Below are 25,631 nucleotides of genomic sequence, written 5' to 3'. Positions count from 1 at the left end.
GGCTAATTGAGGTCGCATTCGCTATGCTGGTGTTGCCTGACCGCAAAGACCGACCATGAGCGACGTGACCGAAAGCTTGCTCCAGAACCGATGGACAGAGTACCAGCGGCTGCTCGAGGTCTGCGCATCTTATGCCGCACTCGTCCGACTCGCCGAAATGGATAATATCCTGAGCCAAGAAGGTGCGACGTGGCCGATTTCACACGAGTGGGCATTGATCGTTCAGAAAGAGGCGATATCCGATGAGATGTATAGGAAGGCCCTCGCTGAGGCGGAGCAAAATGTCTCGCGTTTGAAGCGGATGCTGAGTGTCGGGACCAACTTCACCTACGAGGAGATGCTGCTCGCGATTACCGTCCGCGTTGAACTTCAGTTGTTGGCTGAACTTTTATTGAAAAGACGCGGGGCAATCGAGTTTACTCCCGATTTGGCAGACGAGGATCTGCGAGAAATTTCTGGATATTCTCAGAATGTCTCCGCATTCCGTTCAGCCAAGGCGGCAGCAAGGAGAAACTGGGGTATTCCGATCCGGTCTTCTTGGTTTGAATAAACGAATCAAACCAATCGATTCTCCCGATCAACGACGAGTGGTGGTGACCCTTGGTTTGCCGAGATCGAACTGGCGTTGCGGCGAGCAAAGTACATCACATGACCATCCAGTTTTGAAAAGCTAAAGGCCCGCCTGCTCGCCAAGCCGAAGGTCAAGGCCGAGTATGCCGGAGTTCGAGATTGCCGCAGAGTTACCCAGGGCTTGTTTGCGCGCGGGGCTGTCGCAGGCCGAGCTTGCGGCCCGGATGAACGCGGCAACATCCGGCGCCTTCGCTATCTGGTTCCCCGCATATCGCTAACGCTCATGCGGGCTACTTGCAGCGTTTTCGACCACAGGCCCGTTGCGCCAAAACACTAATTTCCTGAACCAAATCAACCCGATTTTACCCGTCCAGCCCTCGCCCCAAAAATATTCCCCTTCCCGTTTCCCCCAAATCACCCCCATAACTCGCGCACCTCATCCCCTTGAACGAGGGACGTATCGCGATCGTCACGAAACGTTGGGATGGGGCGCGATGGACGCGGCAGCGTTGGGCGCGCAGGCATGTTCGCAGGGCGGTTTTCCGTGAGCGATCGACAGCGTGTAGACGAACGGCGCTAAAACGCCTCCGCCAGAACTTCGGCCGGTCGCAAATGGCCGGTCGGATGGTTTGGTGAAGGAAGCTGCGTACGGCAAAACCGTGTGGTCCTGGCACCCGTGGCTGGTGTCAAATCGGCGGAGGTTTTCGCGAGCCCAACCGGGTCTCGCAAAACCGCTAATTCGCCGATGACGGAGGCAAGAGGAATTCGTCTCCGGGGAGAGCGCGGCATAAGCCGTAAAGCCATTGCGCAGGGAAGGCCGGATGCTCTCCGCTGGACCTGTATGCTCGTGTGCGCACTTCCTTGTGCACATTGCACACGAGACCGCGGGTGCAGCGCGCACCCGGTCTTCCCTGCGCCCTCATTGGGCGAGAGCTTCGGTCAAGCCTCGGGCGCATCGCGCCGCGAGATCGCGAAACTGTATCCACCGTCATTGCGAGCGAAGCAAAGCAATCCATTGTCACCTCTTGCACGGAAAGATGGATTGCTTCGCTTTGCTCGCAATGACGCCACAAACATCGGCTCCCCCTACGCAAGTCTGGGATTTGCCATCTGGATAACGCCGCATGGTTGCGCTATCATTATCCAACCGGTTAAAAAGCCGGGATTTTGAGGGAGAACAACGTGATATCCAAGAAATTAGGTGGGCTTTCACTCGCGGTCGCAGCCGTCGGGCTGTTTTACGCCACTGCACCCGCGCTGGCCCAGCAAAAAACCATCACCGTCTGGTTCGGCAAGGGCTTTTACAAATCCGAGGACGACGCCCTCCTGGAAGCGATCAAGAAATTCGAGGCCAAGACCGGCATCAAGGTCGAACTGTCGCAATACGCCATCCAGGACATGATCCCGAAGACAGTGGCGGCGCTGGATTCCGGAACCGTGCCCGACGTCGCCTATTCCGACAGCTATGACGTGCAGGCGCAGGGCAAATGGGCGTTCGAGGGCAAGCTCGAGGATCTCGGCGACATCCTGACGCCGATGAAATCGGCATTCGCGCCGAACACGCTGGAAACCGCGCTGCTCTATAACGACGTCGCCAAGAAGAAGGCCTATTACGGCTTCCCGCTGAAGCAACAGAGCATGCACGTCCAGATCTGGCAGGACATGCTGGAGCAGGCCGGCTTCAAGCAAAGCGACATCCCGACCAAGTGGGAAGATTACTGGTCGTTCTGGTGCGACAAGGTGCAGCCGGCGATCCGCAAGGCCACCGGTCAGCGCGTCTACGCCGTCGGCCAGCCGATGGGCGTGGAATCAACCGACTCGTTCCAGTCGTTCTACACCTTCATGGACGCCTACAACGTCAAGCTGGTCGATGACGACGGCAAGCTTACGGTCGACGATCCCAAGGTGCGGGAAAACCTGATCAAGGCGATGAAGGATTACACCGATACCTACACCAGGACCTGCTCGCCGCCCTCCTCCACCACCTGGAAGGATCCGGACAACAACGTCGCCTTCCACAACAAGACGATCGTGATGACGCATAACTTCACGATCTCGATCGCGGCGAAATGGCTCGACGACGCCAACAACCCGGCGCTGACGCCGGAACAGCGCGCGCTCGGCAAGAAGAACTATGACGAGACCATCATCACCGCCTCGTTCCCGAACAAGCCGGACGGTACGCCGATCAAGTACCGCTCCGACGTCAAGACCGGGCTGATGTTCACGGTCGCCAAGAACAAGGCCGAGGGCAAGGAGTTCATCAAGTTCCTGCTGCAGGAAGAGAACGTCCGGCCCTATATCGAAGGCGCGCTCGGCCGCTGGTTCCCGGTGACGACGGCCAGCCAGCAGAGCCCGTTCTGGCAGGCTGACCGCCATCGCAAGGCCGTGTACAACCAGTTCGCCGGCGGCACCACGCCGTTCGACTTCACCAAGAACTGGAAGTTCACGATTTTGAACAACGAGAACGTCTGGGCCAAGGCGATGAACCGCGTGGTGAGCGAGAAGGTGCCGGTCGAAAAGGCCGTCGACGAACTGATCGCCCGCATCAAGCAGGTCGCGGGCTAAGGCAAGCGATGCCGGCCGCTGCGAACGTATGTTGTCTGTCGTCCCTGCGAAAGCAGGGACCCATACGCCGCGGCGGCCGTTTTGAAGGATGCTGGTCGACGACCTTGCACAACAACAACGGCCTGTGGTTATGGGTCCCTGCGTTCGCAGGGACGACGGCGTAGCGACGGCCCGCATCTCGTTCCAAGAGTAGACGTATGGCAATCACGCTTTCGGGCGATCACGCACTACCCAGCCCGCCATTATCAGCCCGGCTCACCACCCCGCAGGTCTGGGGCATCGTGCTGCTGGCGCCCTATATCCTCGTGTTCCTGGCGTTCGTGGTCTATCCGGTCGGCTACGGGCTGTGGCTGGCGCGGCATCCGGCGAGCTATGTCGCGCTCTGGCACGACCCGATCTTCGCGCGCGCCGCCGTCAACACGCTGATCTTCCTCGTGGTCGGCATCAACATCAAAATGGCGATCGCGCTGTTTTTGTCCGGCTTCTTCGCGCAGCAGCGCACCTGGATCAAATGGCTGTCGGTGCTGTTCATCCTGCCCTGGGCGGTGCCGTCGATTCCGACCATTCTCTCCGTGCGCTTCATGTTCAATCCGGAATGGGGCGTGGTCAACCAGCTGATCTTCAAGTTCACCGGCGAGGACGGCCCGAACTGGCTGAACGACCCGACGGTGGCGCTTTCGATGGCAATCGGCGTGCACATCTGGAAATCGCTGCCGTTCTGGACGCTGATCCTGATGACGGGACGCCTCGCGATCTCGCATGATCTGTATGAAGCCGCCGAGGTCGACGGCGCGAGCTGGTGGCAGAAGTTCCGCTTCATCACCTGGCCGTCGATGCAGACGCTTTACATCACCTGCACGCTGCTCTCGATGATCTGGACGCTCGGTGACTTCAACAGCGTCTACCTCTTGACCGGCGGCGGCCCCGCCGACCTCACCCACGTGCTGGCCACGCTCGGCATCCGCTATCTCCGGCTCGATCAGCTCTCGCTGGCGATGGCCTCGATCGTCTGCGCGCTGCCGTTCGTGCTGCCGCTGGTCTATTTCATGATGAAACGGTTGTCGCGATGAAGCTGCCAACACTCCGCGAAATCGGCACCGAAGCCAAACTGCTGCTGATCGGCATCCCCGTGTTCATCTGGACCATGGTGCCGATCTATCACATGTTCCTGTTCGCGATCTCGCCAAAGGAGGACGCGTTTTCAGGCAAGCTGTGGCCTACGCATCCGACGCTGAATAATTTCAACATCGTGTTCCACCAGCAGCATTACTTCCTGCGCGATTTCTGGATCCAGTTTCTCAATTCGGTGGTGATCGCGCTTTCGGCGGGCGCGCTGACCTTGATGATCGCGACCGCGGCCGCATTCTCGATCTCGCGGCTGCGCGTCCCCGGCGGGCGCTGGGTGATGAATCTGGCGCTGTTCACCTATTTCATTCCGGCGGCGTTCCTCGCCGTTCCGATGTACCGAACCATGGGCACTTACGGCCTGTTGAACAATCACTGGTCGCTGATTCTTGCCATGGTGACGATCGCCTCGCCTTACGCGATCTGGGTGCTGAAGCAGGCGTCCGACAAACTGCCGGTCGAACTCGACGAAGCCGCCACCATGGACGGCGCCACCACGCTGCAATTGTTCCGGCTGGTCTATGTACCGCTGATGATGCCGTCGCTGGTCGCGATCGGCACCTACGCGATCCTGCTCGCCTGGAACGAATATCTCTACGCCTTTCTGCTGCTCTCCAAGGACACCGAGATCACGCTGCCCGTGGCCCTCGGCAACTTCCTGGCCGCGGACGACTCGCCGTGGGAATTGCTGATGACCACCGGCTTCATCTACGCGCTGCCGCCGGCCGCGATCTATTACGCGTTCAAGCGCTACATGGTGGGGGGACTGACCGCGGGCGCCGTGAAGTCGTGATGCGGCTATAGCGTTTCCGAGCGAAGTGGATGCCGGTTCGCGTGAAGAAAACGCGTCAAAACAAGAATCTACGGCTTCGCATTGAGACGGAAGCGAAATCGCTTGACGATCGATCCCTCGCCTTCGAAGTGCCGCCAGTATTTCAGTGCGATCTCGCCGCTGCCGGCCTTCTTCGCCCTGAAATCGAACGTGACATGACCGGCAGAGCCTATGGCGCCACCGGGATAGGTCTGCTCCGACCCGGCCGGCTCGACGACGGCCTGATCGAGACGATCGACCGCCCACCGGTAGCCGGTGGTCGCGTTCTCCGGCAGGCTGACGCGCACGCTCTCGCCGACGCGCAAGTCGACCGTCCGGTCGTTGTCCGCCTCTGTCAGCGACTGCATGATTCGTGTCCCGGTTTCGGCAGCGACCGCGCCGGTGGCGTGCAACAGGATTGCACCCAACAGCGCGGCAACGCGCACCCGGACGGGAAGGTTCCATCGGCTCAAGGGGTCGTCAATCTCCTGCGGTCAAATCGTCACGCCATAGCTCTCGTTAAAGAACCCTGCATTGATATAGGCCTCGCTGGCATAGGCAAAGCCCTTGTCGCCCCAAGCCGTACCCCAGCTGTTGCGGAGGATGAAGCGGCGGTCGGCGGTATATCCAACACAGCAGACGGCATGGCCGCCGCGAGCGGTCGCCGGCATGAACGTATCAAGCTTGCCACGCGTCGCAGTCGCGTTGTCCCAGGTCTGGTCGACACTGAGCGCCACCAGGATCGGACCATTGCTTGCCAGCCACGACCGCCAGCTCGCCAGATTGCGCTGCATGTTGACATAGGAGGCGATCTTGCGCGTCGCCGCGGTGGCGTAGAACGTGTTCTCATTGCCCAGATACATGTTGGTCTGGATGTGGAAGGGCATCAGCGTCTCCGGCACTGCGCCGTATTTCCGCAAGATCTCCACCGCGGCCTTCAGGCTGGTGCCGGCGCCTTCGATCATCGTTTCCGGCCTGGAGGTGAATTCGTCGGTTTCCTTCGACCCCATCCAGGTAAACCGCGGCGAAAGCTTTGCGTTCTGGGCGAGCCTATTGGCCTTGACGAAATGATAGCGGGCGACGCCATCGGTCGAACCCCAGCCGACGCAGGAGCCGGTCGATTCCTGATTGCCGATATCCCACCAAGGCTGGCGAAGATCGACGCTGGCCGGCGGCGCGGCGAGCGGTGCCGCTGCAGCACCGGCCGCGATGGCATCTTCCGCCGCCCAGTCGGTTTCGGTATTGCGCGAGGGCACCACATTGCAAATGCGATGCGACTCCGGTCTCGAACTCGACGACTTGTCGAGGACTTTCTTGGACTTGGCCATGATGAATTCTCCTGGTGACATGAGGAACCACGCGAAAAAATCGCGGAAGGCCGACAAGAATTTTGGAAACGATTTCCCAGCAAATCCAAACGCCATCACTTTTGCGTTGCAACGAAAGCGAAGGAGTATGAACTGGCGCACGTTCAGATAGAAAATTGTCCGCACGATTCCGTGATGGGCGCGCGGCGGGGCTTCAGACCCGAGGCGTCAGCGCTTTGCGAAACAGGCGGTGGCTCTTACAGCGGCGCCGCGCTCTTGGCCTGCGAGCTCGACAGTTTCGAGGCGAGCGAAGCGATCACGATGACCACCGCGATCAGCGCGATCACCATGGTGCAGATCGCGTTGATCTCGGGCTTTACCCCGAGCCGCACCTCGGAATAGATCCGGATCGGCAGCGTCGCCGAGCCTGGACCGGTGGTGAAACTCGCGATCACGACGTCGTCGAGCGAGAGCGTGAAGGCCAGCATCCAGCCGGCGGCAATCGCCGGAATAATCAGCGGCAAGGTCACGCGAAGAAAGGCCTGCACCGGATCGCAGCCGAGATCCATCGCGGCCTCTTCGAGGCTGCGGTCGAGCGAGGCGAGGCGCGACTGCACCACCACGGTCACGAAGCACATGGTCAGCGTGGTGTGGGCGATCGTCACCGTCCAGAAGCCGCGCTCGGCGTTCAGCGCCACGAACAGCAACAGCAGCGAAAGTCCCGAGATCACCTCCGGCATCACCAGCGGCGCATAAAGCATGCCGGAAAACAGCGACCGTCCCTTGAAGCGCTCGCCGCGGACCAGCCCGACAGCAGCCAGCGTACCGAGCAGCGTTGCGATCGTGGCCGATACCGCGGCGACACGAAGGCTCATCCATGCCGCATCCAGCATCGCGCGATCGTTGAAGAACTCATGGTACCAGCGCAGCGACCAGCCGCCCCACACCGTGACCAGCCGCGAGGCGTTAAAGGAATAAATGATGAGGATTACGATCGGCAGGTACAGAAACGCCATCCCGAGCGTGAGCGCGGTGATGTTGAATGGCGACAGCCTGTTGACCTTGCCGGCCATCAGTTCGTCCCTCCGAGCTGACGGCGCTGCAGCCGGTCGTAGAGCAATAGCGGCGGCACCAGCAGCACCAGCAGCGCGACCGCGGCCGCGGCGGCGACCGGCCAGTCCTTGTTGGTGAAGAATTCCAGCCACAGCGTCTGGCCGATCATCATCGACCCGGAGCCGGCCAGGAGGTCAGGGATCACGAACTCGCCGACGATCGGGATGAAGCACAACAACGCGCCGGCGCCGACCCCCGGCAAGGACAGCGGAAATGTCACCAGCCAGAACGCTCTCCCCGGCGACGCGCCAAGGTCGCTTGCGGCTTCCAGCAGCGATGGATCCATCTTGGCGAGCGTCGCATAGAGCGGCAGGATCATGAACGGCAGGTAGGAATAGACGATACCGATATACATCGCGGTGTCGGTCGAGAGCCACACCACTGGCGCCGAGACCAGATGCAGCGCGAGCAGAATTTTGTTCAGCAGGCCATCGTGCTGCAGGATATTTATCCAGGCGTAGATGCGGATCAGGAACGAGGTCCAAAACGGCACGATCACCAGCATCATCGCAATCGCCTGCCAGCGTTGCGGCAGCCGCGCCATGCCATAGGCGATGGGATAGCCGATCAACAGCAGGATCAATGTCGACGTCACGGCGACGACGAGGCTGCGAAGATAGGAGCTGATATAGAGATTGTCCGAGACCAGCAGCCTGAAATTATCCAGCGAGAGCTGCGCGAAGGCCGCCCTGATCGCCGCCCATCCTTCGGTGAAGTCGAACAAGGGCACATAGGGCGGCTGCGCGATCGCGGTCTGCGACAGGCTGATCTTCAGCACGAAGCCGAACGGCACCAGGAAGAACAGCACCATCCAAACATAGGGCGCGATGGCGGCATAGCGCGCCGGCTGTGCGAAGATGCGGCGCGCGCTCATTGCTCCAGCACCACGCAATCATCGGGCGTGAACCACGCCACCACGCGTTGGCCCGCGCTAAGGGTATCGATATCGAGCCGCGCGGTATTGGCCATCGACGCGCGCACCACCGCGCCGGAATCGAGCTTGATCTTGTAGACGGTCGAGCCACCGAGATAGCCGACATCGGTGACGACGCCTTCGAGCCGGTTGATCGCCTGCGAATTGACCGCGTCCGACGCCGGGCCACGGCGCGACAGTTTTACCTTTTCGGGGCGGATCGCGACCGTGACGACAGGCTTGGTGATGGGCTGACGCGGCTCCGCGACCACGATGGCGCCGCCATCCCGGGTCGCAACCGTCAGGCGATGATGCTCGTGCGAGGAGACCTCGCCGTCGAACAAATTGACGTCGCCGACGAACTCGGCGACCCAGCGCGAGGCCGGCGCTTCGTAAAGGTCGCGCGGGGTCGCGACCTGTTGGAGCCGGCCGGCATCCATCACGCCGATTCTGTTGGCCATCGTCATCGCCTCCTCCTGGTCGTGGGTGACGATGATGAAGGTCATGCCGAGCCGGCGCTGCAGCTCCATCAATTCCAGCTGCGTGCTCTCGCGCAGCTTCTTGTCGAGCGCGGCCAACGGCTCGTCGAGCAACAGAACCTTGGGCCGCCGCGCCAGCGAGCGCGCCAGCGCCACGCGCTGCTTCTGGCCGCCGGAAAGCTGATCGGGCTTGCGCTTCTCCATGCCCCCGAGCTTGACCAGCGCCACCATCTCGGCGACGCGGGTGTCGATGGCGGCGCGCGGCATGCCGGCGCGCTTCAGCCCGAACGCAATATTGTCCCGTACGTTGAGATGCGGAAACAGCGCGTAGTTCTGGAACATCATGTTGACGGGCCGCTCATGCGGCAGCACCGGCGCGATGTCGCGGCCGCCGAGCAGGATGCGGCCCTCGTCGGGCGTCTCGAAGCCGGCAAGCATGCGCAGCAGCGTGGTCTTGCCGCAACCGCTCGGGCCCAATAGTGCAAAAAATTCACCCGCCCTGATCTCGAGCGAGAGCTGGTCCACCGCACGGAAACTGCCGAAATTCTTGGAGACCCCCTCGATCCGAAGCAAGGGCATGTCGTCCGCCGCCGCGGCCGGCGGCGCGGGACTGGCCGGCGTCGCAGGCATTTCGGTTTTCGGCGTGTCGATCTCGGGCGATTCCTCGGTCATGCCACCTGCCAGCCTCGTGTGGCTCGCACGCTAGCGGCGGATCGGCATTCGCTCAACCGGCCGGGAACAAGCAGCCACAATATTATGGATGCGGGTCACGGCTCTGGTAAGGTTCGGAGCTCACAGAAAGCCAACTCTTGCTCGCGGTACGATAGAGATGATCGTGGAGGATTATGATGACCGCTCGGATTCTGCTGGCTGCGGCCGCGTTTTCTACCCTGCTTGCCGGCGCAGCCGCCGCCCAGGAAGCCATCGTGAGCTACAAATCGTTGAGTCCCGAACTGGCGCAAGATCTGGCCAAAGCGACGCTGGCGGATTGCCGGAAGCGCGGCTTTCAGGTGACGGTCGCCGTCGTCGATCGCTTCGGCGTCACGCAAGTGCTGCTGCGCGACCGCTTTGCAGGCCCTCACACGGTGTCGACCGCTTCAGGCAAGGCATGGACCGCGGTCAGCTTTCGCACCAGCACGACCGAGCTCAACGCCATCAGCCAGCCCGGGATGATGCAGGCCGGAATCCGCAGCCTGCCCGGCGCCGTCATCATCGGCGGCGGCTTGACGGTTGAGGCGGCAGGCTCGCTGCTGGGCGCCATTGGCGTCTCCGGGGCTCCCGGCGGCGACGCAGACGAAGCCTGCGCCAAGGCGGGCATCGACGCCGTGCGTGACAAGCTCGATTTCTAGGCTCGTGCCGCGCCGCTCAGCCCTCGCGGCTGAGCCGGTCGTACAGCTTCGCGGCGTTATCCCAATTGATGGCCTCCATGAAGGCATCGACATACGCAGCAGCCTTGGCGCCATAGTCCATGTGATAGGCGTGCTCGTACATGTCGAGCGCAATCACCGGCCGGCCGCCGGCGACGGCATTGGTGTGATCGGCAGCCCATTGATTGACCAGTCGCCTGTCGTGAGGCGAATAAGACAGCAGCACCCAACCGGAACCGCCACCTTCCGCCTTGCCCATCGCGGAGAATTCCGCGCGCCAGCGATCGACGCTGCCGAAATCGCGCGCAATCGCGTCTCCCAGCGAGCCTCGGGCCGCGCCGCCGCCACCGAGACTGTCGAAATACGCCTCGTGCAGAATCATTGAGTTCATCGCAACCAGTTCTTCGCGCTTGAGGCCATTGATCAGAAAATTCGGCGCCTTGGCAAAGTCAAGTTCCGCCAGTTGGACCGCGATGGCGTTCAAACGCTTCACCGCGCCGACATAGTTGTTCTCATAGTGGCTCACGAGAATTTTCTCGGAAATTCCCTTCACCGACTTCGGATCGAGCGAGAACGGCTTGATCTCATAGGCCATGCGCTTTGCTCCTGGCTGCGCGGTCTCTGCATTCGCGGATCGTTGACCGAGCGTCGAGGCCGCCGCGATCCCGGCGACCAGCCCGGCGCTCTTGATGAAATCCCGACGTTCCATGTTTTCTGCCATCGTTCACTCTCCGGGTTTGCCCTGCCCCAGATTCGTCGCGGCGCCCATCGCGGCTCGGACGCGCCATGGGCGCATCGTGGTCACGACGGAGCGAGAAAAAGCGTGAAATGAGATTGGATTAGCGGCTGACACACTGCGTCCCTGGATGGTTTTCAAAACCGGACGCGATTCTTCGGCATGTCGCCTCGTGGGGAGATCGCTTCCCCATGGCAAGGATGACACCAGCAGGGACCTGCCCTGTCAATCTCACGCGCTGTAACAATCAGGCGACGGAACCCTGAACTAGTATCTCGGCCGATGATCGACCACCCATTGGCGCGCGTGTTCGACGGGCCTTCCGACGTGAGGCATCACCATCGCGCGCACGGCAACGACGCTCGGTAACGCCTCCATGGCCGCACGCCACGCAGCGATGCGTGGTTTGCTGCGCAGCATCTGCTGTCCTTCCGGCGTGAGGCTGAGGCTCGTCATCGTCGGCAACATGAAGAAGTCGGCGAGCGTTGGCCGGTCATTGACCAGGAATTTCCGGCCGGGATCGAGGTCATTTTCCATGACGTCGAGGCCGATCGCGATCTTCGGCAGCGCGGCGGCGACGACCTTTTCATCCGGCGCGATGCCGAGAGCCGGGTAGATCAAACGCTCATGGCTGAGATGATAGGCAATGTAGGGATAATAATAGTTGTTCAACGCGCTGATCCACCGGTTCATCCGCGCCCGCTCTCGCGCGTCGTCGGGCTGAAGCCGCGGTCCATCGAACGCCTGATCGACATAGGCTGCAATTGCGGAGGTTTCGTAGGTCACGAACCCGTCATGGTCGAGAATCGGGACGCGGTTGAACGGATGCAGCGCGAGATGGCGTGGGCTGCCCATCTCCTGCTCCAGATCGCAGAACGTGAACGGCACGCCTTTCTCGGTCAGCACGAGCCGGACGATGTTCACGAAGGTGCTGACCGGAAAGCCGTAAACAGTGACGTTGCCCATAGAACGCTCCCTCAACACCAGAACGGCTTTTCCGCTTCGCGCAATGCCTCCTCCCGGGACACACCGATGTCCTTGAGAAGATAGTCGTTCAACTCGGCCAATTCGCCGAGTTGCTTTCGTTGGCGGCTCCGGTCGATCCAGAATCCCAGCGTGCGCAACCAGCCGCCAGCCGAACTTGATGAGACAGATAGTTGACGAAAGGTCCGCATGCCGGCGGCTTCGCGCGGCAGGGCCAATCCCTGCCGAGAGTAATTTGACATGACAAAGGCTCCAGAATGCGCCGAAGCATTTCGGGCTCCGGCGAGAAGCTGGACAAATAGAGCCACGCAAGGCTTGCGCGCAAAGCATCGTTTCTCTAGCCTGACCGAGTTTTTCTCATGAAGGTCGGGTCATGCTTCGCCGCCTGCCGCCGCTGAATGCGCTCAAGGCCTTCGAGGCCGCCGCGCGGCATGAAAGCTTCACCCGCGCTGCCGAAGAACTATGCGTCACGCAGGGCGCGGTCAGCCATCAGGTCAAGGCGCTGGAAGCGGAGCTCGGCATCAAGCTGTTCAACCGCGAACGCCAGCGACTGGTCATCACCGGAGCCGGCCGCGACTACCTCAATGTCGTGCGCGATGCACTGGACCGTATCGCCGTTGGCACGGAGCGCTTGATGCAGCGCCAGAGTTCGGGTGTTCTGACGGTCAGCACTTCGCCTGACTTCGCGGCCAAGTGGCTGGTGCACAGGCTGGGTCGTTTTTCCGAATCCCATCCCGAAATCGATCTGCGAATTTCGGCGACCATGCACCATGTCGACTTCGCGCGAGAGGATGTCGATCTTGCGGTCCGGCACGGCGACGGCAGCTGGCCCGGGCACGATGTGATACGGCTGTCTCCCGAGCAATTATTCGTTGTCTGTAGTCCCAAACTCCTTGCGGGGCGTCACCGTCTGGTCCGGCCTTCGGATGTTCTGAAATTTCCCCTGCTCCACCTTGACGATCGCAAGGCGTGGACAAGGTGGCTCGAAGTTGCCGGCGTTCCCAACGCAGAGCCTTCGCAAGGGCCGGTGTTAAACCGCGCCAGCATGGTTATCGATGCCGCGGTCGACGGCCAGGGAATAGCACTCGCGCGCACCACGCTTGCAGCGTGGGATCTCATCTCTGGGCGCCTCGTTCGGCCGTTCAAGGATGCAAGCCGGCTTTCCAGGACATACTGGATCGTGTGCCCGAAGGCCACGTCCGACCTTCCCAAGATCAAGCTGTTTCAGGATTGGTTGCTGGCCGAAGCGGCGCATGACCGTCGGCATTTGCAAAAGCTCGGAACGAAAGCAGCCTAGCTGTCGCACCAGATACCTGCCCTCGCTGCCCAAGGACAAGAACAATGAACCGGGACAGATACGATCTTCCGCTGACGACCGCCTCGGACCGCGCCGCGGCGCATTACCGCGACGGCGTGGACTGCATGCTGTCGGCCTGGCACGGCGCCGAGGATGCCTTCGACCAGGCGATCGCGGAAGATCCGGGCTTTGCGCTGGCGCATATCGGGCGCGCCCGGCTGCATCAGCTCAACATGGAGGGCGGCAAGGCGCGCGCCATGGCGGCGCGGGCCCGTGAACTGGCGGCCGGCGCGAACCAGCGCGAAAAAAGCCATGTCGAGATCATGGCCGCCGTGATCGAGAGCAAGCCGAAAGTCGCCGTGACCGGCGCCGAGGCGCATCTCGAAGAATATCCGCGCGATGCGCAGGTGCTGTCGATCCTGCTCGGCGCATTCGGCCTCTACGCGTTCTCGGGCCGTCCCGACCACGATGCCGCCAAGCTCGCGATCTGCGAACGCCACGCGCGGCATTATGGCGAGGACTGGTGGTTCGTCAGTTACCTCGGCTGGTCGCACACCGAGGCGGGAAATCTCTCCACCGGCCGGACACTGTCCGAGCGCGCCATGGCGCTGCGTGCGGAGAACGCCAACGCCGCGCATGGCCTCTCGCACGCGATGTTCGAGCAAGGCGACATGGCGGTGGGCCGCAAATTTCTCGCGCAATGGATGCCTTCGCATGGTCGCAAGAGTTTTCTGCATGGGCATCTTGCCTGGCACGTCGCGCTGACCAACCTCGACGAAGGCGATCTCGATGGTGCGCTTGCGATTTATGAACAGCATATCAAGCCGGCAGGCCGGCCCTACCCACCGCTGAACATCTTCACCGACGGCGCCTCGCTGCTGTGGCGGTTGTCGCTGGCCGGCCAAACCGGGCTGGAGCCGCATTGGCGGGACGTTGCGGCCTATGGCGAGAAATATTTTCCACAGGCCGGGGCGCATTTCGCCGACGTGCATTTTGCACTGGCCGCGGCAATGGCAGGCGGCGATGCGCTGGACGCGCGATTGGCCCAACTGGAAGCGCGCGCGGCCGACGGCAAGCTGGCGCCGGGCGGCTGCGCGATCGACCTCTGTCGCGGCATCCGGGCATTTGCCGAAGGCGACAATGACGGTGCGGTACGCCTGCTCGAGCTAGCGATTTCCGAACTGACGCGGATCGGCGGCAGCCACGCCCAGCGTCAGCTATGGGAAGACACGCTGATCGTCGCCTATATGCGCGCCGGTCACGGCGACAAGGCCGCCCGGCGCATCTCGACGCGGCTCGACTGCAGGCCTTCGGCGCGCGACGAGGCCTGGTCGCGGCAGGCGCAGCGAAACTGAAGCCATCCGGGAGATCAGCTATGAGATCAGCTACGGCGATCAACGGCAAATACCTCGATAGCGGCCGCGCGACCCCGCAAGCGGACCTCCCCAAGTGCTTCCACGGCGAAAGCCGGCTTGGGCTTCATGCGGCCCAACAGGTCCGCCGACACCAGCAAATTCCGGCCAACCTCCTTGCAGTGCTCCTGCAGCCGCGCCGTCACGTTCACGGTATCGCCGAAATAGGCAAGCTGGCGGCGTGAGCTGCCGCACTCGCTAATCACCACGTGACCGGCATGCAGGCCGGCGCGGAAATTCGGCACCATGCCGAACTCCTTACGGTACGAGTCCGCCCGTTCCGCGATGCTGTCGGCAATCGCGAAGAAGCAGTCGATGCAGCGTCCCCCCGACATCCGCTCGTCGAGCGGCCACGTCACGATGACCTCATCGCCGACATAGGCGTGAACCTCGCCGCCATGCGCAACGATCGCGCCGTCGATGTCGAAGAAGAACCGGGTAAGCAGGCTTTGCACGCGCAATTCTCCCATCGACTCGGCGAGCGATGTCGAACCTGCCAGGTCGAGAAACATCAGCACGCGCGCTTCCCGCACTGGGCTTCGGTATCGCCCGAGCACTATATTGAACAACACACGACTGCCGACCAGTCGTGTCAGTTCGAAGGTTGACAGGACCAGCAGGGACGCGAAGAAGCTAAATGCAACGGCAATGGGAAACTTCTCAATCAGCCACTTCGTCTCGATCCATTCCCAGTACAGTGTCACCTGCAACACCAGCGCCGCGCTCGCGACGACGATAGCCATGGTCGCGGAGCGCACCGCCAGATCCATCAGCAGCGGCCATTTGCTGATCCACGCACTTCGTCGCGACGTGAAGTAGAGATGAACACCCCAGGCGGCCAGTGTTATGCCCATCCCATGCAAGCTGCTCCGGAGATAGTACGGCAGCGTTGCTTCGATCGGATCGTCAATGAAGTAGCGATAGGCTATGCCCCCGAGCAAACCGATAATGGCCAGGAAAACAGTTGGCCTGATCACACGCCGCATGTCCGATCCATTCTTCACACGGGCGCCGCCATCAACGCAGCCAGCGCCTCGCGATCCGAAGGATGCATGGTCAGGCCGAGCTTGGTGCGCCGCCACAGGATGTCATCAGGAAATCGGGCCCATTCCTTTTGCATGAGATAGCGTACTTCGGCGCCCGTCAATTCCGGTCCGAAGGCAGGGCCGAGGTCGCTCCGCGCTTTGGCGTCGCCGAGGATAACCTTGGCGTTCGACCCGTAGGCGGCGACCAGACGCCTCGCCTGGTCCTCGCCGAGAAACCGCCAGCGGTCGCGCACTTCGTCGACCTCGTTATCGAAGCGGTCCCACGCAAAATCGCCGCCGGGCAGCGCCGCCTTCGCGGTCCAGCGCGCCGACATCGGATAGAATGGCGTCAGCTTGGAGACCGCCCTTTCCGCGCGCAGCCGCGAGGTGGTGACGTCGCCGCCGAAAACCGTGATCAGCGGCGCCTTGCCGCGTCCGTAGTCGAGCGCCATCGCCCCGTCGCCGCTGCTCGCAGGATTCCGCACCATGTTGGCGCCGGAAAGCGTGCGCACCACGTCGACCGTCTCGATCCGCTCGCGGAAATAGCGGTTCGCCGCATCGCAGAGATAGGCGACGTCGCCTGCCGCCATCGCAACGATGGCGGGATCGCCCTTGAAGGCATGGCTGACGGTGCCGATCAGGGTAAAATCGCGCTGATAGGGACTTGCGAAGATCAGCCGTCCGTCGCTGTTCTGGAATACATAGACGTTGTCGCTGTCGAACAGGCGGCGGACGACGATCTGGTCCATCTGTACAGCGGCCACCCTCGGCGGCGGCACGCGCAACACCGTCTCGGCGACGGACGGCGTCCAGGCGCCGGTGGCGTTGGCGACCGCCCGTGCCGTGATCACCTGGCGAAAGCCGCGATCTTTCGTCACCAGCCGCCACTCCTTGCCGCGTTCGGCCCGGGTGCAGCGTGCGCCGGTGCGAATCACCGCGCCGCGCGCCGCGGCATCGACGGCGGTGAGAACCACCAGCCGAGAATCGTCCACGACGCAGTCGGAATATTCGAAGGCGGTGCCGAACGGGCGCTTCAGCGCGTTGCCCACGGGATGGTGGGTGACGTCGACGGTCGCCGAGGCCGGCAGGCCGTTGCGCGAGGCCAGCCGGTCGTACAACAGCAGCCATGAGCGCAACTGCCAGGCCGGACGCTCGTCCGAATGCGCAGGGATGGCAAACCGCATCGGGCGCACCAGATGCGGCGCTATCCTGAGCCAGACGTCGCGCTCGGCAAGCGCCGAACGGACGCGAAGAAAATGTCGGCGCTCCAGCCCGGCGAGATCGCCATGGATCAGCCGCGGCGAGGCCGAGGAGGCGCCCGCGCCGAGATCGCCCTGCTCCACCAGGATCACGCGCAAGCCCCGTCCGGCGGCGTCGCGCGCGATGCTGACGCCGTTCAATCCGCCGCCAATGATCGCGAGATCGTAGTCCGCCATACGCAAGGGCTACTGGTGAGAATCTGACCTCACTACACTAGGGCATGATGGCCAAAAGTGGATGTCGCTCCCGGAAATGAATCAGTCCGGACAAGAACCGGCAACCGCCGCTTTAGCTCGTTGCACCGATCGATGCGAAGAAGCGCTCCGGTCCTTCCAGTTCCACCAGCCTCTTCCTTTCGATCAGCCAGAACCGGCTTCCCACCGTTCGTACGAAGTTGCGGTCGTGTGAAACCAGCACGCAGCTTGCCTGATGCTCCAGTAATTCGTCTTCCAGCGCTTCCTGCCCCTCGATATCCAGGTGGTTGGTAGGCTCATCGAGCAGATAGAAGTTTGGCTCGGCGAGCCGCAGCAAAAGCATACCGAGACGCGCCTTCTGTCCGCCGGAAAGCCGGCCGATCGGACGGGTTTGCATCGCAACCGACAGGCCGGAGCCGGCGAGCAACGCGCGCGCACGCTGATCGCCAACCTCGAAACGGCTGACGATCGTGTGCATCGGCGTGTCAGCATCGGCAAGATCGGCAAGATTCTGTTCACAATAGCCGAGGGCGAGCGACTGCGAGACCTTGATGCCGGCCTGCGTGGCTTCCGGGTTTTCGATCGCTTGACGCAGCATCGCCACGAACCGGGTCTTGCCTGCCCCGTTCGGCCCCAGCAGCACGATCCGGTCTCCCTTGCAGATGAACTGCTTGCCGGTCTTGAACAGCAACCTGCCGTCGGGGGTAGCGACGGCGGCATCGTCCAGCGCAATCAGAACCTTGGCGTGCGTTCCGCGGTTGGCGAGCTTGATCGTCCCGGCGGATCGCTCGAGGTGGGCGGGCTTTGCCGCATCTTCCAGCTTCTCGGCCCGCTGCTTCAGCTGCTTCGTCTTCTGCAACAGAAGATCGCTGCCGGAATTGACGCCGATATTGTTGAGCTTTGCAGCGTGCTGACGAAGCTGCCCGGCAGCCTTCAGGTCACGCCGGTAACGCCGCTCATCCGAGGCATCCACCTCGCCCAGCGCAGCGCGAGCCTGCGTATAGGGCAACGAAAATATCTGCGACCGCCCGGGTCGCAAAAATACCGTGCGGTTCGTGGTTGCGTCGAGAAAGGCGCGGTCATGGCTCGATATGACGACCGGCATTTCCCGTGGCAGCGCGTTCAGCCAGGCTTCAAGCTGACAAATCCTGGCGAGGTCCAAATGGTTGGTCGGCTCGTCGAGCAGCAATACGTCGGCGTCGGCCACCACGATGCGGGCAAGCATGGCAAACCGCTGCCAGCCGCCGCTCAGCTGCTTCAGCGGCCTCTGTCGCAGCGCCTCGGGCACCTCAAGCGATTCCAGGGCAACGTCGACCCTCCAGCTTTCACTTGCCCGTCGTTCGACGGGAAGCATGTCGAGCACCGCCGCATAAAACGGCATATCCGCGAGCGCGGACGGTACATCCTGCTCGACATAGCCGATGGTCAGCCCGCGCGACCGGGTGATCTCGCCATCGCTCGGCTCCGCCATGCCTGCAATACAGCGCAGCAGCGTGGTCTTGCCGCGTCCATTGGCTGCGACGAGCCCGATGCGGTCACCGGGATTGACGGAAAGGTCCAGTCGGGAAAACAGCGGCGCGTTCAGCGTCACGCCAAGATTGCGAATATTGATAAGGGTCATGATCGTTTCCGGGTCTTGCCGGCCAAACACGGCGTCCGGGGCATGCAGCCGTCATCGGATGTTCGTGTTGGAGCGCGGCGAGCTACAAAATGCGGTCGCGAACGATCAGACGTTCGACGCCGCATTGCCACGGGGCAGACCAGGAAGAGATTCTCGGAAAAGTCTCTGGTCAGCCCTGCAAACTCATTTGCAGGGCGTTGACAGGGCCGAGCTGGCGATAGTGCCGCAAAAATGTCGTCACCGCGCAGCCCTCCCTATCTCGATCAGCTATCGAGCCAAAATAGCCGGGCCCTCGAGGGAAGGCAAGCCAAGGTCCCGTCGAAATCAAATCGCGAAGAGCTCGAGGTCAGGCATGCCTTCGCATCTCCGGGCCTTGCATCCGATGCAGCGCAACGCGCTTTCGCGAAATCAGGCGCTGGCGAGCTTGCGCGCCGTTTCGACGTCGTTTGCGGCACTGCGGCCGACCAGCGCGTCGTATTGCCCGATCGGCAGGGGCTTGCCGAGGAAATAGCCCTGCACCGCGTCGCATCCCTCTTCCGACAGGAAGCTGAGCTGTTCCTGGGTCTCGACGCCCTCGGCAACAATCGACATTTCGAGGCCGTGGCCGAGGTCGATGACGGCGCGCACGATCGCCGCCGATTGCGGGTTGCGCCCGAGGTTCATGACAAAGGCGCGGTCGATCTTGATCTTGTCGAACGGGAACGCCTGCAGATAGCTCAGCGAGGAGTAGCCGGAACCGAAATCGTCCATCGAGATGCGGACGCCGAGCGCCTTCAGCCGCCGCAGCAGCGCAAGGCCGCGATCGAAATCCTCGATCAGCACGCCTTCCGTGATTTCAAGCTCGAGCCGGTCGGGAGCCAGGCCGGTTTCGAGCAGGATCGAATGCACCAGGCTGACCACGTCGCCGCGCATGAACTGCGCCGGCGACAGGTTGACGGCGATCTGCATCGGTACCGGCCAGGAGGCGGCCTCGCGACAGGCTTCGCGCAGGATCCAGACGCCCATTTCGACGATCAGGCCGCTTTCTTCCGCCAGCGGGATGAACTCGCCCGGCGACACGAAGCCGCGCACCGGATGCATCCAGCGCGCCAGCGCCTCGAAGCCGATGATCTTGCTGGCGGCGACTGTTGCGCCCGACGCGGCCTGCGGCTGATAGTACAACGACAATTCGCCGTTCCTGATCGCCATCGAGAGGTCCTGATGCAGCACGCGGCGGTCGCGGATCTGCTGGTCCATCTCGGGCGCGAAAATGCTGATCGAGCCGCGCGACTTCTGCTTGGCGCGGAACAGCGCCGCGCCGGAATTGGCCAGCAGCGAAGCCGCGTCCGCGCCGTGATGCGGAAATACCGAGATGCCGGTGGTGACCCCGGTGCGCACCGACTTGCCGTCGATCAGGAATTCGTCCGACAGGGCTTGCGCGAGCTGTTCGGCCAGCGCCTTGCCGGCCTCAGGCTGCTTGCCGTCGATGATCAGGCCGAACTCGTCGCCGGAGAGCCGGGCTACCACGCCGCCACGGGCGGAAGCCTGGATGCGGCCCGCGACCTCGATCAGGAGCTTGTCGCCCATCCCATGGCCGAACACGTCGTTGATTTCCTTCAAGCCATCGAGGTCGACGCACAGCACCGCGAATTCCTCGTCGGTGCCGGCGCAGGCCTCGATCATCTGCGCCAGCGCCTGCAGGAAGGCGGCGCGGTTCGGCAGATCGGTCAGGCCGTCATGATAGGCCATGTGCGCCATCCGCGATTCGGTCTGACGGCGGTCGGTGACGTCCTCGTGGGTCTTGATCAGATATTGCGGCTCGCCGGCCTCGTCGAGAACAGTCATGCGGCGGGTCAGGAACAGCCGCAGTCCATCCTTGGTGGAGATCGGGTGCTCTTCGGTGAGCAGGCCGCGCTTCTTGATCGCGGCCTCGTCGCGCGCGATGATCAGCTTGGCTTCGCGCGGATTGAAGATGTCGGCGGCGGTCAGGCCGGTGGCATCCTCGCGGCGGCGATTGAGAATTGTCTCGGCGCTGCGGTTGGCGAGCAGATACCGCCCGTCGCTGACGCGCTCCACGATCAGCGACACCGGGATGTTGTCGACCACCAGTTCGAGGAACTTCTTGGTGTTTTCGAGTTCGCGCGACAGCGACCGCCGGTCGGTGACGTCATCGAACAGCGCGATCAGGAATTCCGGCTTGTTGTTCTCGTTGCGCGCGACCACGCGGTTGGAGGAGAGAACGCGCCTGTCGTCGCCCCGTTCGACGAAATATTCGCCGCGGTGATAGCCTTCCGGCGCCGTTACCGCCGCCTGGTCCGCCGTCTCGATGCTCTTCGCGGTTTCGGGCCGGAAGATTTCGTCGGCGCGCTTGCCGATGATGTGATCGCGTGAGAAGCGCGAGAATCGCTCGAACGCGCGGTTGACGAAGATATAGCGGCCGTCCTCGATGTTCTTGGCGGCGACGCAGACCGGAACGTTGTCGAGCACCGATTCCAGAAATTTGGTGGTCGATGCCAGTTTGCGCGACAGCTGGCGCTGCTCGGTGCAATCCTCATGCGTTCCGATCGTCCCGCCATTGGGCAGGCGGAAGATCTTCGAAAGCACCGATCGCCCGCCCGGCAGTTCGGTGACGACGCCTTCCGGGCGGCGGGCAAGCTTGCTGAACTCGTCGACGGTAAGATTGATCAGGCCGCGTGCGAGACGCAGTTCGGCCAGTTGGCGGCCGGTCATCGAGCTCGAAATCTCGGCGCGGCTGAGCCCGTACATTTCGAGAAAGCGGTCGTTGCAGAAGACCACGCGGTTTTGCGCGTTGGTTATCATCACGCCCTGGTTGAGCGTGTTGAGCGCCGAGCCGATGAATGCGCTGCGCTGCAATTGTGCGCTCTTGGCCCCGCGCAACGCCGCCAGTATCCAGATCCCGATCGCAACCAGGAAGGAAACGACGGCGATCCCCCCGAGCAGCAGTTCCCACACCTGATTGGGATCGAATTCGCCGATATAGCTCGCCGGCGCAAAGCCCGCGGAAGCCGCGGCCCACGCAAGTCCGCACGGCGCAGCCATGGCGAGCAGACAGACGAGGGCCTGCGCCGGAATCAAATTCTTCCGTCCTGCCTGCCGGTTCCTGTCAGCCATTACCCACCCAAGGTTTGCGGGCGGAGTGTCTGGCTTGACGGGTTTGGATCGGGTAAATGACTACCCGTACAATTCTAAAATATGACCCAAATTACGGCAATTGGCCTGACATGATTAATGCTTCACTAACGGGACTGCGTTCGCGGCGTATTTCGAGGCAAACCAACGGGTTGTTTGACTGCTCGGGCGGACGAAACGATGATTGCCGGGCGTGGCAGGCGCCGATTTCCACGCCAGATTCCCAGGTCCGAAGCTGACATGGACAAGGTCGATTGCGTCGTCATCGGAGCGGGAGTGATCGGGCTCGCGATCGCACGGCGGCTGGCCCAGGCGGGCCGCGAAGTGATCGTGCTCGAGGCCGCTGAGGGCATCGGTACCATCACCTCCTCCCGCAACAGCGAGGTGATTCACGCCGGTATCTACTACCGCGCCGGCAGCCTGATGGCGCAGATGTGCGTGAGCGGCAAGCGCGCCCTCTACCAGTATTGCCGCGACCACGGCATTCCCCATCGCAATTGCGGCAAGCTGATCGTGGCGACGACACCAGGCGAAACCGAAAAGCTGCAGTCGATCCGCGCGCATGCCGAAGCCAATGGCGTCGACGATCTGCAGTTGCTGACGGGCGAGGCCGCGCGCGCGCTGGAGCCGGCGCTCAACTGCGATGCGGCCCTGCTCTCGCCCACCACCGGCATCATCGACAGCCACGCCTACATGCTGGCGCTGCGGGGCGACGCGGAGGAAGCGGGCGCGGCCTATGCGTTCCACACGCCGCTGTTGCGCGCCCGGGCCGGTGGCGGCCGGATCGAAATCGAAGCCGGCGGTGACGCGCCGATGACGCTTGCATGCAACCTGCTCGTCAACACGGCGGGCTTAAGCGCGCCCGCAGTGGCGCGCAGCATCGAAGGCATGCCGGTCGGGCTGATCCCCTGCGCCTATCTGGCCAAGGGCAATTATTTCAGTTGCAGCGCGCGGGCCCCGTTTTCACACCTGATCTATCCGGTGCCGGAGCCCGGCGGGCTGGGCGTGCACCTGACGCTCGACATGGCGGGACAGGCTCGTTTCGGCCCCGACGTGGAATGGATCGAGAGCATCGACTATGCGGTGGATCCTGCTCGTGCCGAGCGATTCTACCCCGCGATCCGGCGCTACTGGCCGACGCTGCCGGACGGCGCACTGATGCCGAGCTATTCCGGAATCCGGCCGAAGATCGTGCCGCCGGCAGTTGCCACGCAGGATTTTCTGATCCAGGGCCCAGCCGATCACGGCGTCGCCGGGCTGATCAATCTGTTCGGTATCGAATCGCCGGGACTGACGTCATCGCTCGCGATCGCCGATCATGTCGGCGCGCTGGTGGAGCTTTGACAGAGCCCACATGCGGGCGGATGAGCGCATCGGCGCCCATCCGGCCGTGTGGGGACTTTCGATACTTTTGCTGGGACTGTTAGTGGAGAGTTTCGCTGGCGGTATGCTTCAACCGCTCAATCTCATCCTTGACCATCAACTTGCGGCGCTTCAACTCGACAATTTGCAGGTCGTCTGTGGAAAGGTGCACGAGCGCTTCGTGCAATTCATTCTCGAGAATCTTGTGTTTACGTTCAAGTTCAACAAGATGCGCCTGTAGTGCCATACGAAATCTCCTCGGTGGTTGAACCTCAGATTCGATCCGGACGCGGGAGTGTACACCAGACGACGAATCTGTCGATGGGTATCCAGAATCGCGCCTGTCATATTTTCGGATTTATCTGTAACCAATCGTGAGTATGGGAACCCGGTCAGCTTGCGGACCAGCCTCGCAGGGACGATATTCACTGCCAGCCTTGAGCATGATCTCCGCGCAAACGCGTTCCGGTTTGCGCGGAGATCATGCTCAAATCAAAGAGCTAGAGCGGGATGACAATTCGAAGAAAAGTCATCACGCTCTAGGATAATCCGTTCACAACCTCATCATGCTTTCAGCTAACGTACACCATGACCGACGATGATGAGCGCGAGCTTGAAAACGAGCTCGCCCGGCTGCAGCAGGAGCATCGCGATCTCGATGCGGCGATCGACGCGTTGCATCAGTCGCCGGCGCCGGACCTGCTGCGGCTGCAGCGGCTGAAGAAACGCAAATTGCAATTGCGCGACCGCATCGCCTTCATCGAAGACCAGATCACGCCTGATATCATCGCCTGATCGTTGCGCTTGCCTCGTTCGGCCAATTCGGCTCGCCAAAACGTCCGCCTTCCGGCAGATCTTTTCCCCGACATCCACACAACCCGCGACATCACACAGCCCGGCGTAGCGAAGATCCTGCCGGACGGCCGACCGAAAAACAGGTTTCCGGTTGGCGGATGCGGCTTGACTCCTTGAGAACAAAAAGAGAACATGCCGTCCTGCCGCCAGCCTCGGGAGTCCCGCCATGTCCGTCACCTCACCCCTGTCCGACAACAGCCGCTACGAGCAGGCCTGCGATCAAGCCATCGCGATGTGCGACGGCAATCTGCGCTCGACCATCAAGGCGCTGATCATGGCGAACGAGTATCTGGAAACCGAACTGGAGGAATTGCAGGCGGCCATCGCCGCCGGCTGCGTGCCGGCGAGAACCTCCCATGCGGAGAGCGACGCGGCCTGATCAATCACCACCGGAGCGAACCAATGGCCGATGTCACATATTACGTCGCAATGCCATTCCTGCAGGATGATAGCGGCACGCCGATGGCGGGAGCCGCGGAAGAATGCCAGAGCCCGACGACCGCGTTACGGCGCGCCGAGACGATGTCGCGAATGGCCGGCAGCATCGGCGCCGTCGCCTTCAGCCGCAGCGGCGATCCGATGATCGGCGAATTCGGCGACGCGAAATTGCTGCGCAAGTTCGGCAATGTGCCGGATGACCTTAGCGGGTTGTAGCGTCGTCATTGCCTGCGACAAACGCGAAGCGTTTGCGCAAGGGAGCGAAGCGGACGAAGCAATCCATCTATCCGTTATGCCGTGCGATGGATTGCTTCGCTCCGCAATGACGACGCGCGAATTCACGACATCTCATGCCGCCGCAGCGCCTTGCGGACATACATGGCGCTGTCGGCTGCTTCCAGCGCGCGGCCGGCTTCGGAATGGGTATCGAGAATGGAGACACCCGCGGAGGCGCCCGCGGTAATGGTGCGGCCATCGAACACGAAGGTGAGGCGATCGATCGCCTCCTCCAGCGCGGCTGCCTTTGCCTTGGCGTCGGTCTCGCTGAGATTCCACAACAGCAGCGCGAACTCGTCGCCGCCCAGCCGGCCGACCACGTCGGAAGCGCGCACCTGCGCGAGCAGCGCCGTGACGATAGCCTTGAGCACCTGGTCGCCTGCGGCGTGTCCGAAGGCGTCGTTGATCGGCTTTAAGCGATCGACATCGAGCACGACTAGGGCGCCGCCGGCGCGATAGCGTTTGATGTAGGCGATCGCGCGACTGAGTTCGCGCTCGAAGCCGCGCCGGTTTGGAATGCCCAGCAGGAAATCGGTATCGGCGGAGGCCTGAAGTTCCTCGATCTGCGTCTGCGTCCGGGCCAGTTCCGCCTTCAGCCGGCGAATCGTCGCCTTGGTGCCGTTGGACACCGCCGGCGGCCGGGATCCCGGGGCGGATGACCGCCGCGGGGCGGTTTTTCGCCCGGAAACCGCGGTTTTGGGGCGTTTTCCGGCCCTGGAGGCGGTCGCCCTGGTTTTCTTCTTCATGGCCTTCCCTGTGCAGGCTTGCTTATGAAGGCTTGCCGGGATT

Annotated in this window: 25 protein-coding genes; 11 read left to right on the top strand and 14 right to left on the bottom strand. The window is 62.4% G+C overall.

The window, feature by feature from the left end:
• The first annotated feature begins 55 nt into the window (after nucleotides 1-55).
• From IVB05_RS05225 to IVB05_RS05210, 4 genes are all read left to right on the top strand, one after another.
• Nucleotides 56-550 carry a hypothetical protein gene (locus tag IVB05_RS05225; RefSeq protein ID WP_247783374.1) on the top strand — a complete coding sequence of 165 codons (495 nt, stop codon included), beginning with the start codon at nucleotides 56-58 and terminating at the stop codon, nucleotides 548-550.
• Between the two features lie 1,202 nt (nucleotides 551-1,752).
• A complete protein-coding gene (locus tag IVB05_RS05220) occupies nucleotides 1,753-3,138 on the top strand; it encodes an ABC transporter substrate-binding protein (RefSeq protein WP_247783373.1) in 1,386 nt (461 codons plus the stop codon).
• Between the two features lie 197 nt (nucleotides 3,139-3,335).
• A complete protein-coding gene (locus tag IVB05_RS05215) occupies nucleotides 3,336-4,208 on the top strand; it encodes a sugar ABC transporter permease (protein ID WP_247783372.1) in 873 nt (290 codons plus the stop codon).
• Nucleotides 4,205-5,056 carry a carbohydrate ABC transporter permease gene (locus IVB05_RS05210; RefSeq protein WP_247783371.1) on the top strand — a complete coding sequence of 284 codons (852 nt, stop codon included), beginning with the start codon at nucleotides 4,205-4,207 and terminating at the stop codon, nucleotides 5,054-5,056. The genes IVB05_RS05215 and IVB05_RS05210 overlap by 4 nt, the downstream gene beginning before the upstream one ends.
• Before the next feature lie 68 nt (nucleotides 5,057-5,124).
• Here the strand turns inward: IVB05_RS05210 and IVB05_RS05205 are convergent, their stop codons facing one another.
• The 5 genes from IVB05_RS05205 to IVB05_RS05185 form a co-directional block, all read right to left on the bottom strand.
• Nucleotides 5,125-5,547 (bottom strand): protease inhibitor I42 family protein, encoded by a 423-nt coding sequence (locus tag IVB05_RS05205; protein WP_247783370.1) that lies wholly within the window; start codon nucleotides 5,545-5,547, stop codon nucleotides 5,125-5,127.
• A 21-nt stretch (nucleotides 5,548-5,568) separates the two neighbouring features.
• A complete protein-coding gene (locus IVB05_RS05200; protein ID WP_247783369.1) occupies nucleotides 5,569-6,402 on the bottom strand; it encodes a C1 family peptidase in 834 nt (277 codons plus the stop codon).
• A 236-nt stretch (nucleotides 6,403-6,638) separates the two neighbouring features.
• Complete coding sequence (locus tag IVB05_RS05195) at nucleotides 6,639-7,454, bottom strand: ABC transporter permease (protein WP_247783368.1); 816 nt, start codon at nucleotides 7,452-7,454, stop codon at nucleotides 6,639-6,641.
• A complete protein-coding gene (locus IVB05_RS05190) occupies nucleotides 7,454-8,368 on the bottom strand; it encodes an ABC transporter permease subunit (RefSeq protein ID WP_247783367.1) in 915 nt (304 codons plus the stop codon). Before IVB05_RS05190 ends, IVB05_RS05195 begins: the two co-directional genes overlap by 1 nt.
• Nucleotides 8,365-9,516 (bottom strand): ABC transporter ATP-binding protein, encoded by a 1,152-nt coding sequence (locus tag IVB05_RS05185; protein WP_247786591.1) that lies wholly within the window; start codon nucleotides 9,514-9,516, stop codon nucleotides 8,365-8,367. Before IVB05_RS05185 ends, IVB05_RS05190 begins: the two co-directional genes overlap by 4 nt.
• Nucleotides 9,517-9,734: 218 nt before the next feature.
• Between IVB05_RS05185 and IVB05_RS05180 the strand changes: the two genes are divergently transcribed.
• On the top strand, nucleotides 9,735-10,235 hold the full coding sequence (locus IVB05_RS05180) for a heme-binding protein (RefSeq protein ID WP_247783366.1): 501 nt from the start codon (nucleotides 9,735-9,737) through the stop codon (nucleotides 10,233-10,235).
• 16 nt (nucleotides 10,236-10,251) lie between these two features.
• Here IVB05_RS05180 and IVB05_RS05175 read toward each other — a convergent pair whose 3' ends face one another.
• The 3 genes from IVB05_RS05175 to IVB05_RS05165 all read right to left on the bottom strand — a co-directional run bounded on the left by IVB05_RS05175 (nucleotide 10,252) and on the right by IVB05_RS05165 (nucleotide 12,281).
• A complete protein-coding gene (locus IVB05_RS05175; RefSeq protein ID WP_247786590.1) occupies nucleotides 10,252-10,848 on the bottom strand; it encodes a Fe-Mn family superoxide dismutase in 597 nt (198 codons plus the stop codon).
• Nucleotides 10,849-11,256: 408 nt separating this feature from the next.
• The gene (locus IVB05_RS05170; RefSeq protein ID WP_247783365.1) at nucleotides 11,257-11,955 is read right to left on the bottom strand and encodes a glutathione S-transferase family protein; all 699 of its coding nucleotides are present in this window, start codon (nucleotides 11,953-11,955) and stop codon (nucleotides 11,257-11,259) included.
• Nucleotides 11,956-11,966: 11 nt separating this feature from the next.
• Entirely contained in the window at nucleotides 11,967-12,281 is a 315-nt protein-coding gene (locus IVB05_RS05165) for a DUF1127 domain-containing protein (protein WP_247783364.1), read from the bottom strand.
• Nucleotides 12,282-12,346: 65 nt separating this feature from the next.
• On the opposite strand from IVB05_RS05165, the gene IVB05_RS05160 reads away from it, so the two are divergent.
• Nucleotides 12,347-13,270, top strand: a complete 924-nt coding sequence (locus IVB05_RS05160; protein ID WP_247783363.1) for a transcriptional regulator GcvA — start codon at nucleotides 12,347-12,349, stop codon at nucleotides 13,268-13,270.
• Nucleotides 13,271-13,314: 44 nt separating this feature from the next.
• Complete coding sequence (locus IVB05_RS05155; protein ID WP_247783362.1) at nucleotides 13,315-14,625, top strand: tetratricopeptide repeat protein; 1,311 nt, start codon at nucleotides 13,315-13,317, stop codon at nucleotides 14,623-14,625.
• Between the two features lie 26 nt (nucleotides 14,626-14,651).
• On the opposite strand, the gene IVB05_RS05150 is transcribed toward IVB05_RS05155, so the two are convergent.
• From IVB05_RS05150 to IVB05_RS05135, 4 genes are all read right to left on the bottom strand, one after another.
• The gene (locus IVB05_RS05150) at nucleotides 14,652-15,668 is read right to left on the bottom strand and encodes an adenylate/guanylate cyclase domain-containing protein (RefSeq protein ID WP_247783361.1); all 1,017 of its coding nucleotides are present in this window, start codon (nucleotides 15,666-15,668) and stop codon (nucleotides 14,652-14,654) included.
• A gap of 14 nt (nucleotides 15,669-15,682) precedes the next feature.
• Nucleotides 15,683-17,143, bottom strand: a complete 1,461-nt coding sequence (locus IVB05_RS05145; protein ID WP_247783360.1) for a glycerol-3-phosphate dehydrogenase — start codon at nucleotides 17,141-17,143, stop codon at nucleotides 15,683-15,685.
• Nucleotides 17,144-17,255: 112 nt separating this feature from the next.
• Nucleotides 17,256-18,782, bottom strand: a complete 1,527-nt coding sequence (locus tag IVB05_RS05140) for an ABC-F family ATP-binding cassette domain-containing protein (protein ID WP_247783359.1) — start codon at nucleotides 18,780-18,782, stop codon at nucleotides 17,256-17,258.
• 408 nt (nucleotides 18,783-19,190) lie between these two features.
• On the bottom strand, nucleotides 19,191-21,893 hold the full coding sequence (locus IVB05_RS05135) for an EAL domain-containing protein (RefSeq protein ID WP_247783358.1): 2,703 nt from the start codon (nucleotides 21,891-21,893) through the stop codon (nucleotides 19,191-19,193).
• A 258-nt stretch (nucleotides 21,894-22,151) separates the two neighbouring features.
• On the opposite strand from IVB05_RS05135, the gene IVB05_RS05130 reads away from it, so the two are divergent.
• Nucleotides 22,152-23,255, top strand: coding sequence for an NAD(P)/FAD-dependent oxidoreductase (locus IVB05_RS05130; RefSeq protein ID WP_247783357.1), 1,104 nt, complete (start codon nucleotides 22,152-22,154; stop codon nucleotides 23,253-23,255).
• A 79-nt stretch (nucleotides 23,256-23,334) separates the two neighbouring features.
• On the opposite strand, the gene IVB05_RS05125 is transcribed toward IVB05_RS05130, so the two are convergent.
• The gene (locus IVB05_RS05125) at nucleotides 23,335-23,520 is read right to left on the bottom strand and encodes a DUF465 domain-containing protein (RefSeq protein ID WP_247783356.1); all 186 of its coding nucleotides are present in this window, start codon (nucleotides 23,518-23,520) and stop codon (nucleotides 23,335-23,337) included.
• 341 nt (nucleotides 23,521-23,861) lie between these two features.
• On the opposite strand from IVB05_RS05125, the gene IVB05_RS05120 reads away from it, so the two are divergent.
• The 3 genes from IVB05_RS05120 (at nucleotide 23,862) to IVB05_RS05110 (ending at nucleotide 24,782) form a co-directional block, all read left to right on the top strand.
• On the top strand, nucleotides 23,862-24,068 hold the full coding sequence (locus IVB05_RS05120; protein WP_057851906.1) for a DUF465 domain-containing protein: 207 nt from the start codon (nucleotides 23,862-23,864) through the stop codon (nucleotides 24,066-24,068).
• 226 nt (nucleotides 24,069-24,294) lie between these two features.
• The gene (locus IVB05_RS05115; RefSeq protein WP_212419233.1) at nucleotides 24,295-24,507 is read left to right on the top strand and encodes a hypothetical protein; all 213 of its coding nucleotides are present in this window, start codon (nucleotides 24,295-24,297) and stop codon (nucleotides 24,505-24,507) included.
• Nucleotides 24,508-24,530: 23 nt separating this feature from the next.
• Nucleotides 24,531-24,782 carry a hypothetical protein gene (locus IVB05_RS05110; RefSeq protein WP_247518444.1) on the top strand — a complete coding sequence of 84 codons (252 nt, stop codon included), beginning with the start codon at nucleotides 24,531-24,533 and terminating at the stop codon, nucleotides 24,780-24,782.
• Nucleotides 24,783-24,904: 122 nt separating this feature from the next.
• Here the strand turns inward: IVB05_RS05110 and IVB05_RS05105 are convergent, their stop codons facing one another.
• Entirely contained in the window at nucleotides 24,905-25,588 is a 684-nt protein-coding gene (locus IVB05_RS05105) for a GGDEF domain-containing protein (protein WP_247783355.1), read from the bottom strand.
• Nucleotides 25,589-25,631: the final 43 nt, after the last annotated feature.

This window comes from Bradyrhizobium sp. 170 (assembly GCF_023101085.1).
In the GTDB taxonomy this organism is placed as follows: Bacteria; Pseudomonadota; Alphaproteobacteria; order Rhizobiales; family Xanthobacteraceae; genus Bradyrhizobium.
The sequence above is the reverse complement of the archived record's forward strand: the minus strand, read 5'-3'. Positions and strand labels throughout refer to the sequence as shown.

What these genes read in the sequence shown, in the direction of transcription:
- IVB05_RS05210 (WP_247783371.1), top strand. Translation starts at nt 4,205, where the DNA reads ATGAAGCTGCCAACACTCCGCGAAATCGGCACCGAAGCCAAACTGCTG.
- IVB05_RS05125 (WP_247783356.1), bottom strand. Translation starts at nt 23,520, where the DNA reads ATGGCACTACAGGCGCATCTTGTTGAACTTGAACGTAAACACAAGATT.
- IVB05_RS05175 (WP_247786590.1), bottom strand. Translation starts at nt 10,848, where the DNA reads ATGGCCTATGAGATCAAGCCGTTCTCGCTCGATCCGAAGTCGGTGAAG.
- IVB05_RS05215 (WP_247783372.1), top strand. Translation starts at nt 3,336, where the DNA reads ATGGCAATCACGCTTTCGGGCGATCACGCACTACCCAGCCCGCCATTA.
- IVB05_RS05115 (WP_212419233.1), top strand. Translation starts at nt 24,295, where the DNA reads ATGTCCGTCACCTCACCCCTGTCCGACAACAGCCGCTACGAGCAGGCC.
- IVB05_RS05145 (WP_247783360.1), bottom strand. Translation starts at nt 17,143, where the DNA reads ATGGCGGACTACGATCTCGCGATCATTGGCGGCGGATTGAACGGCGTC.
- IVB05_RS05195 (WP_247783368.1), bottom strand. Translation starts at nt 7,454, where the DNA reads ATGGCCGGCAAGGTCAACAGGCTGTCGCCATTCAACATCACCGCGCTC.
- IVB05_RS05120 (WP_057851906.1), top strand. Translation starts at nt 23,862, where the DNA reads ATGACCGACGATGATGAGCGCGAGCTTGAAAACGAGCTCGCCCGGCTG.
- IVB05_RS05105 (WP_247783355.1), bottom strand. Translation starts at nt 25,588, where the DNA reads ATGAAGAAGAAAACCAGGGCGACCGCCTCCAGGGCCGGAAAACGCCCC.
- IVB05_RS05110 (WP_247518444.1), top strand. Translation starts at nt 24,531, where the DNA reads ATGGCCGATGTCACATATTACGTCGCAATGCCATTCCTGCAGGATGAT.
- IVB05_RS05170 (WP_247783365.1), bottom strand. Translation starts at nt 11,955, where the DNA reads ATGGGCAACGTCACTGTTTACGGCTTTCCGGTCAGCACCTTCGTGAAC.
- IVB05_RS05160 (WP_247783363.1), top strand. Translation starts at nt 12,347, where the DNA reads ATGCTTCGCCGCCTGCCGCCGCTGAATGCGCTCAAGGCCTTCGAGGCC.
- IVB05_RS05155 (WP_247783362.1), top strand. Translation starts at nt 13,315, where the DNA reads ATGAACCGGGACAGATACGATCTTCCGCTGACGACCGCCTCGGACCGC.
- IVB05_RS05135 (WP_247783358.1), bottom strand. Translation starts at nt 21,893, where the DNA reads ATGGCTGACAGGAACCGGCAGGCAGGACGGAAGAATTTGATTCCGGCG.
- IVB05_RS05190 (WP_247783367.1), bottom strand. Translation starts at nt 8,368, where the DNA reads ATGAGCGCGCGCCGCATCTTCGCACAGCCGGCGCGCTATGCCGCCATC.
- IVB05_RS05225 (WP_247783374.1), top strand. Translation starts at nt 56, where the DNA reads ATGAGCGACGTGACCGAAAGCTTGCTCCAGAACCGATGGACAGAGTAC.
- IVB05_RS05150 (WP_247783361.1), bottom strand. Translation starts at nt 15,668, where the DNA reads ATGCGGCGTGTGATCAGGCCAACTGTTTTCCTGGCCATTATCGGTTTG.
- IVB05_RS05185 (WP_247786591.1), bottom strand. Translation starts at nt 9,516, where the DNA reads ATGCCTGCGACGCCGGCCAGTCCCGCGCCGCCGGCCGCGGCGGCGGAC.
- IVB05_RS05140 (WP_247783359.1), bottom strand. Translation starts at nt 18,782, where the DNA reads ATGACCCTTATCAATATTCGCAATCTTGGCGTGACGCTGAACGCGCCG.
- IVB05_RS05130 (WP_247783357.1), top strand. Translation starts at nt 22,152, where the DNA reads ATGGACAAGGTCGATTGCGTCGTCATCGGAGCGGGAGTGATCGGGCTC.
- IVB05_RS05180 (WP_247783366.1), top strand. Translation starts at nt 9,735, where the DNA reads ATGACCGCTCGGATTCTGCTGGCTGCGGCCGCGTTTTCTACCCTGCTT.
- IVB05_RS05200 (WP_247783369.1), bottom strand. Translation starts at nt 6,402, where the DNA reads ATGGCCAAGTCCAAGAAAGTCCTCGACAAGTCGTCGAGTTCGAGACCG.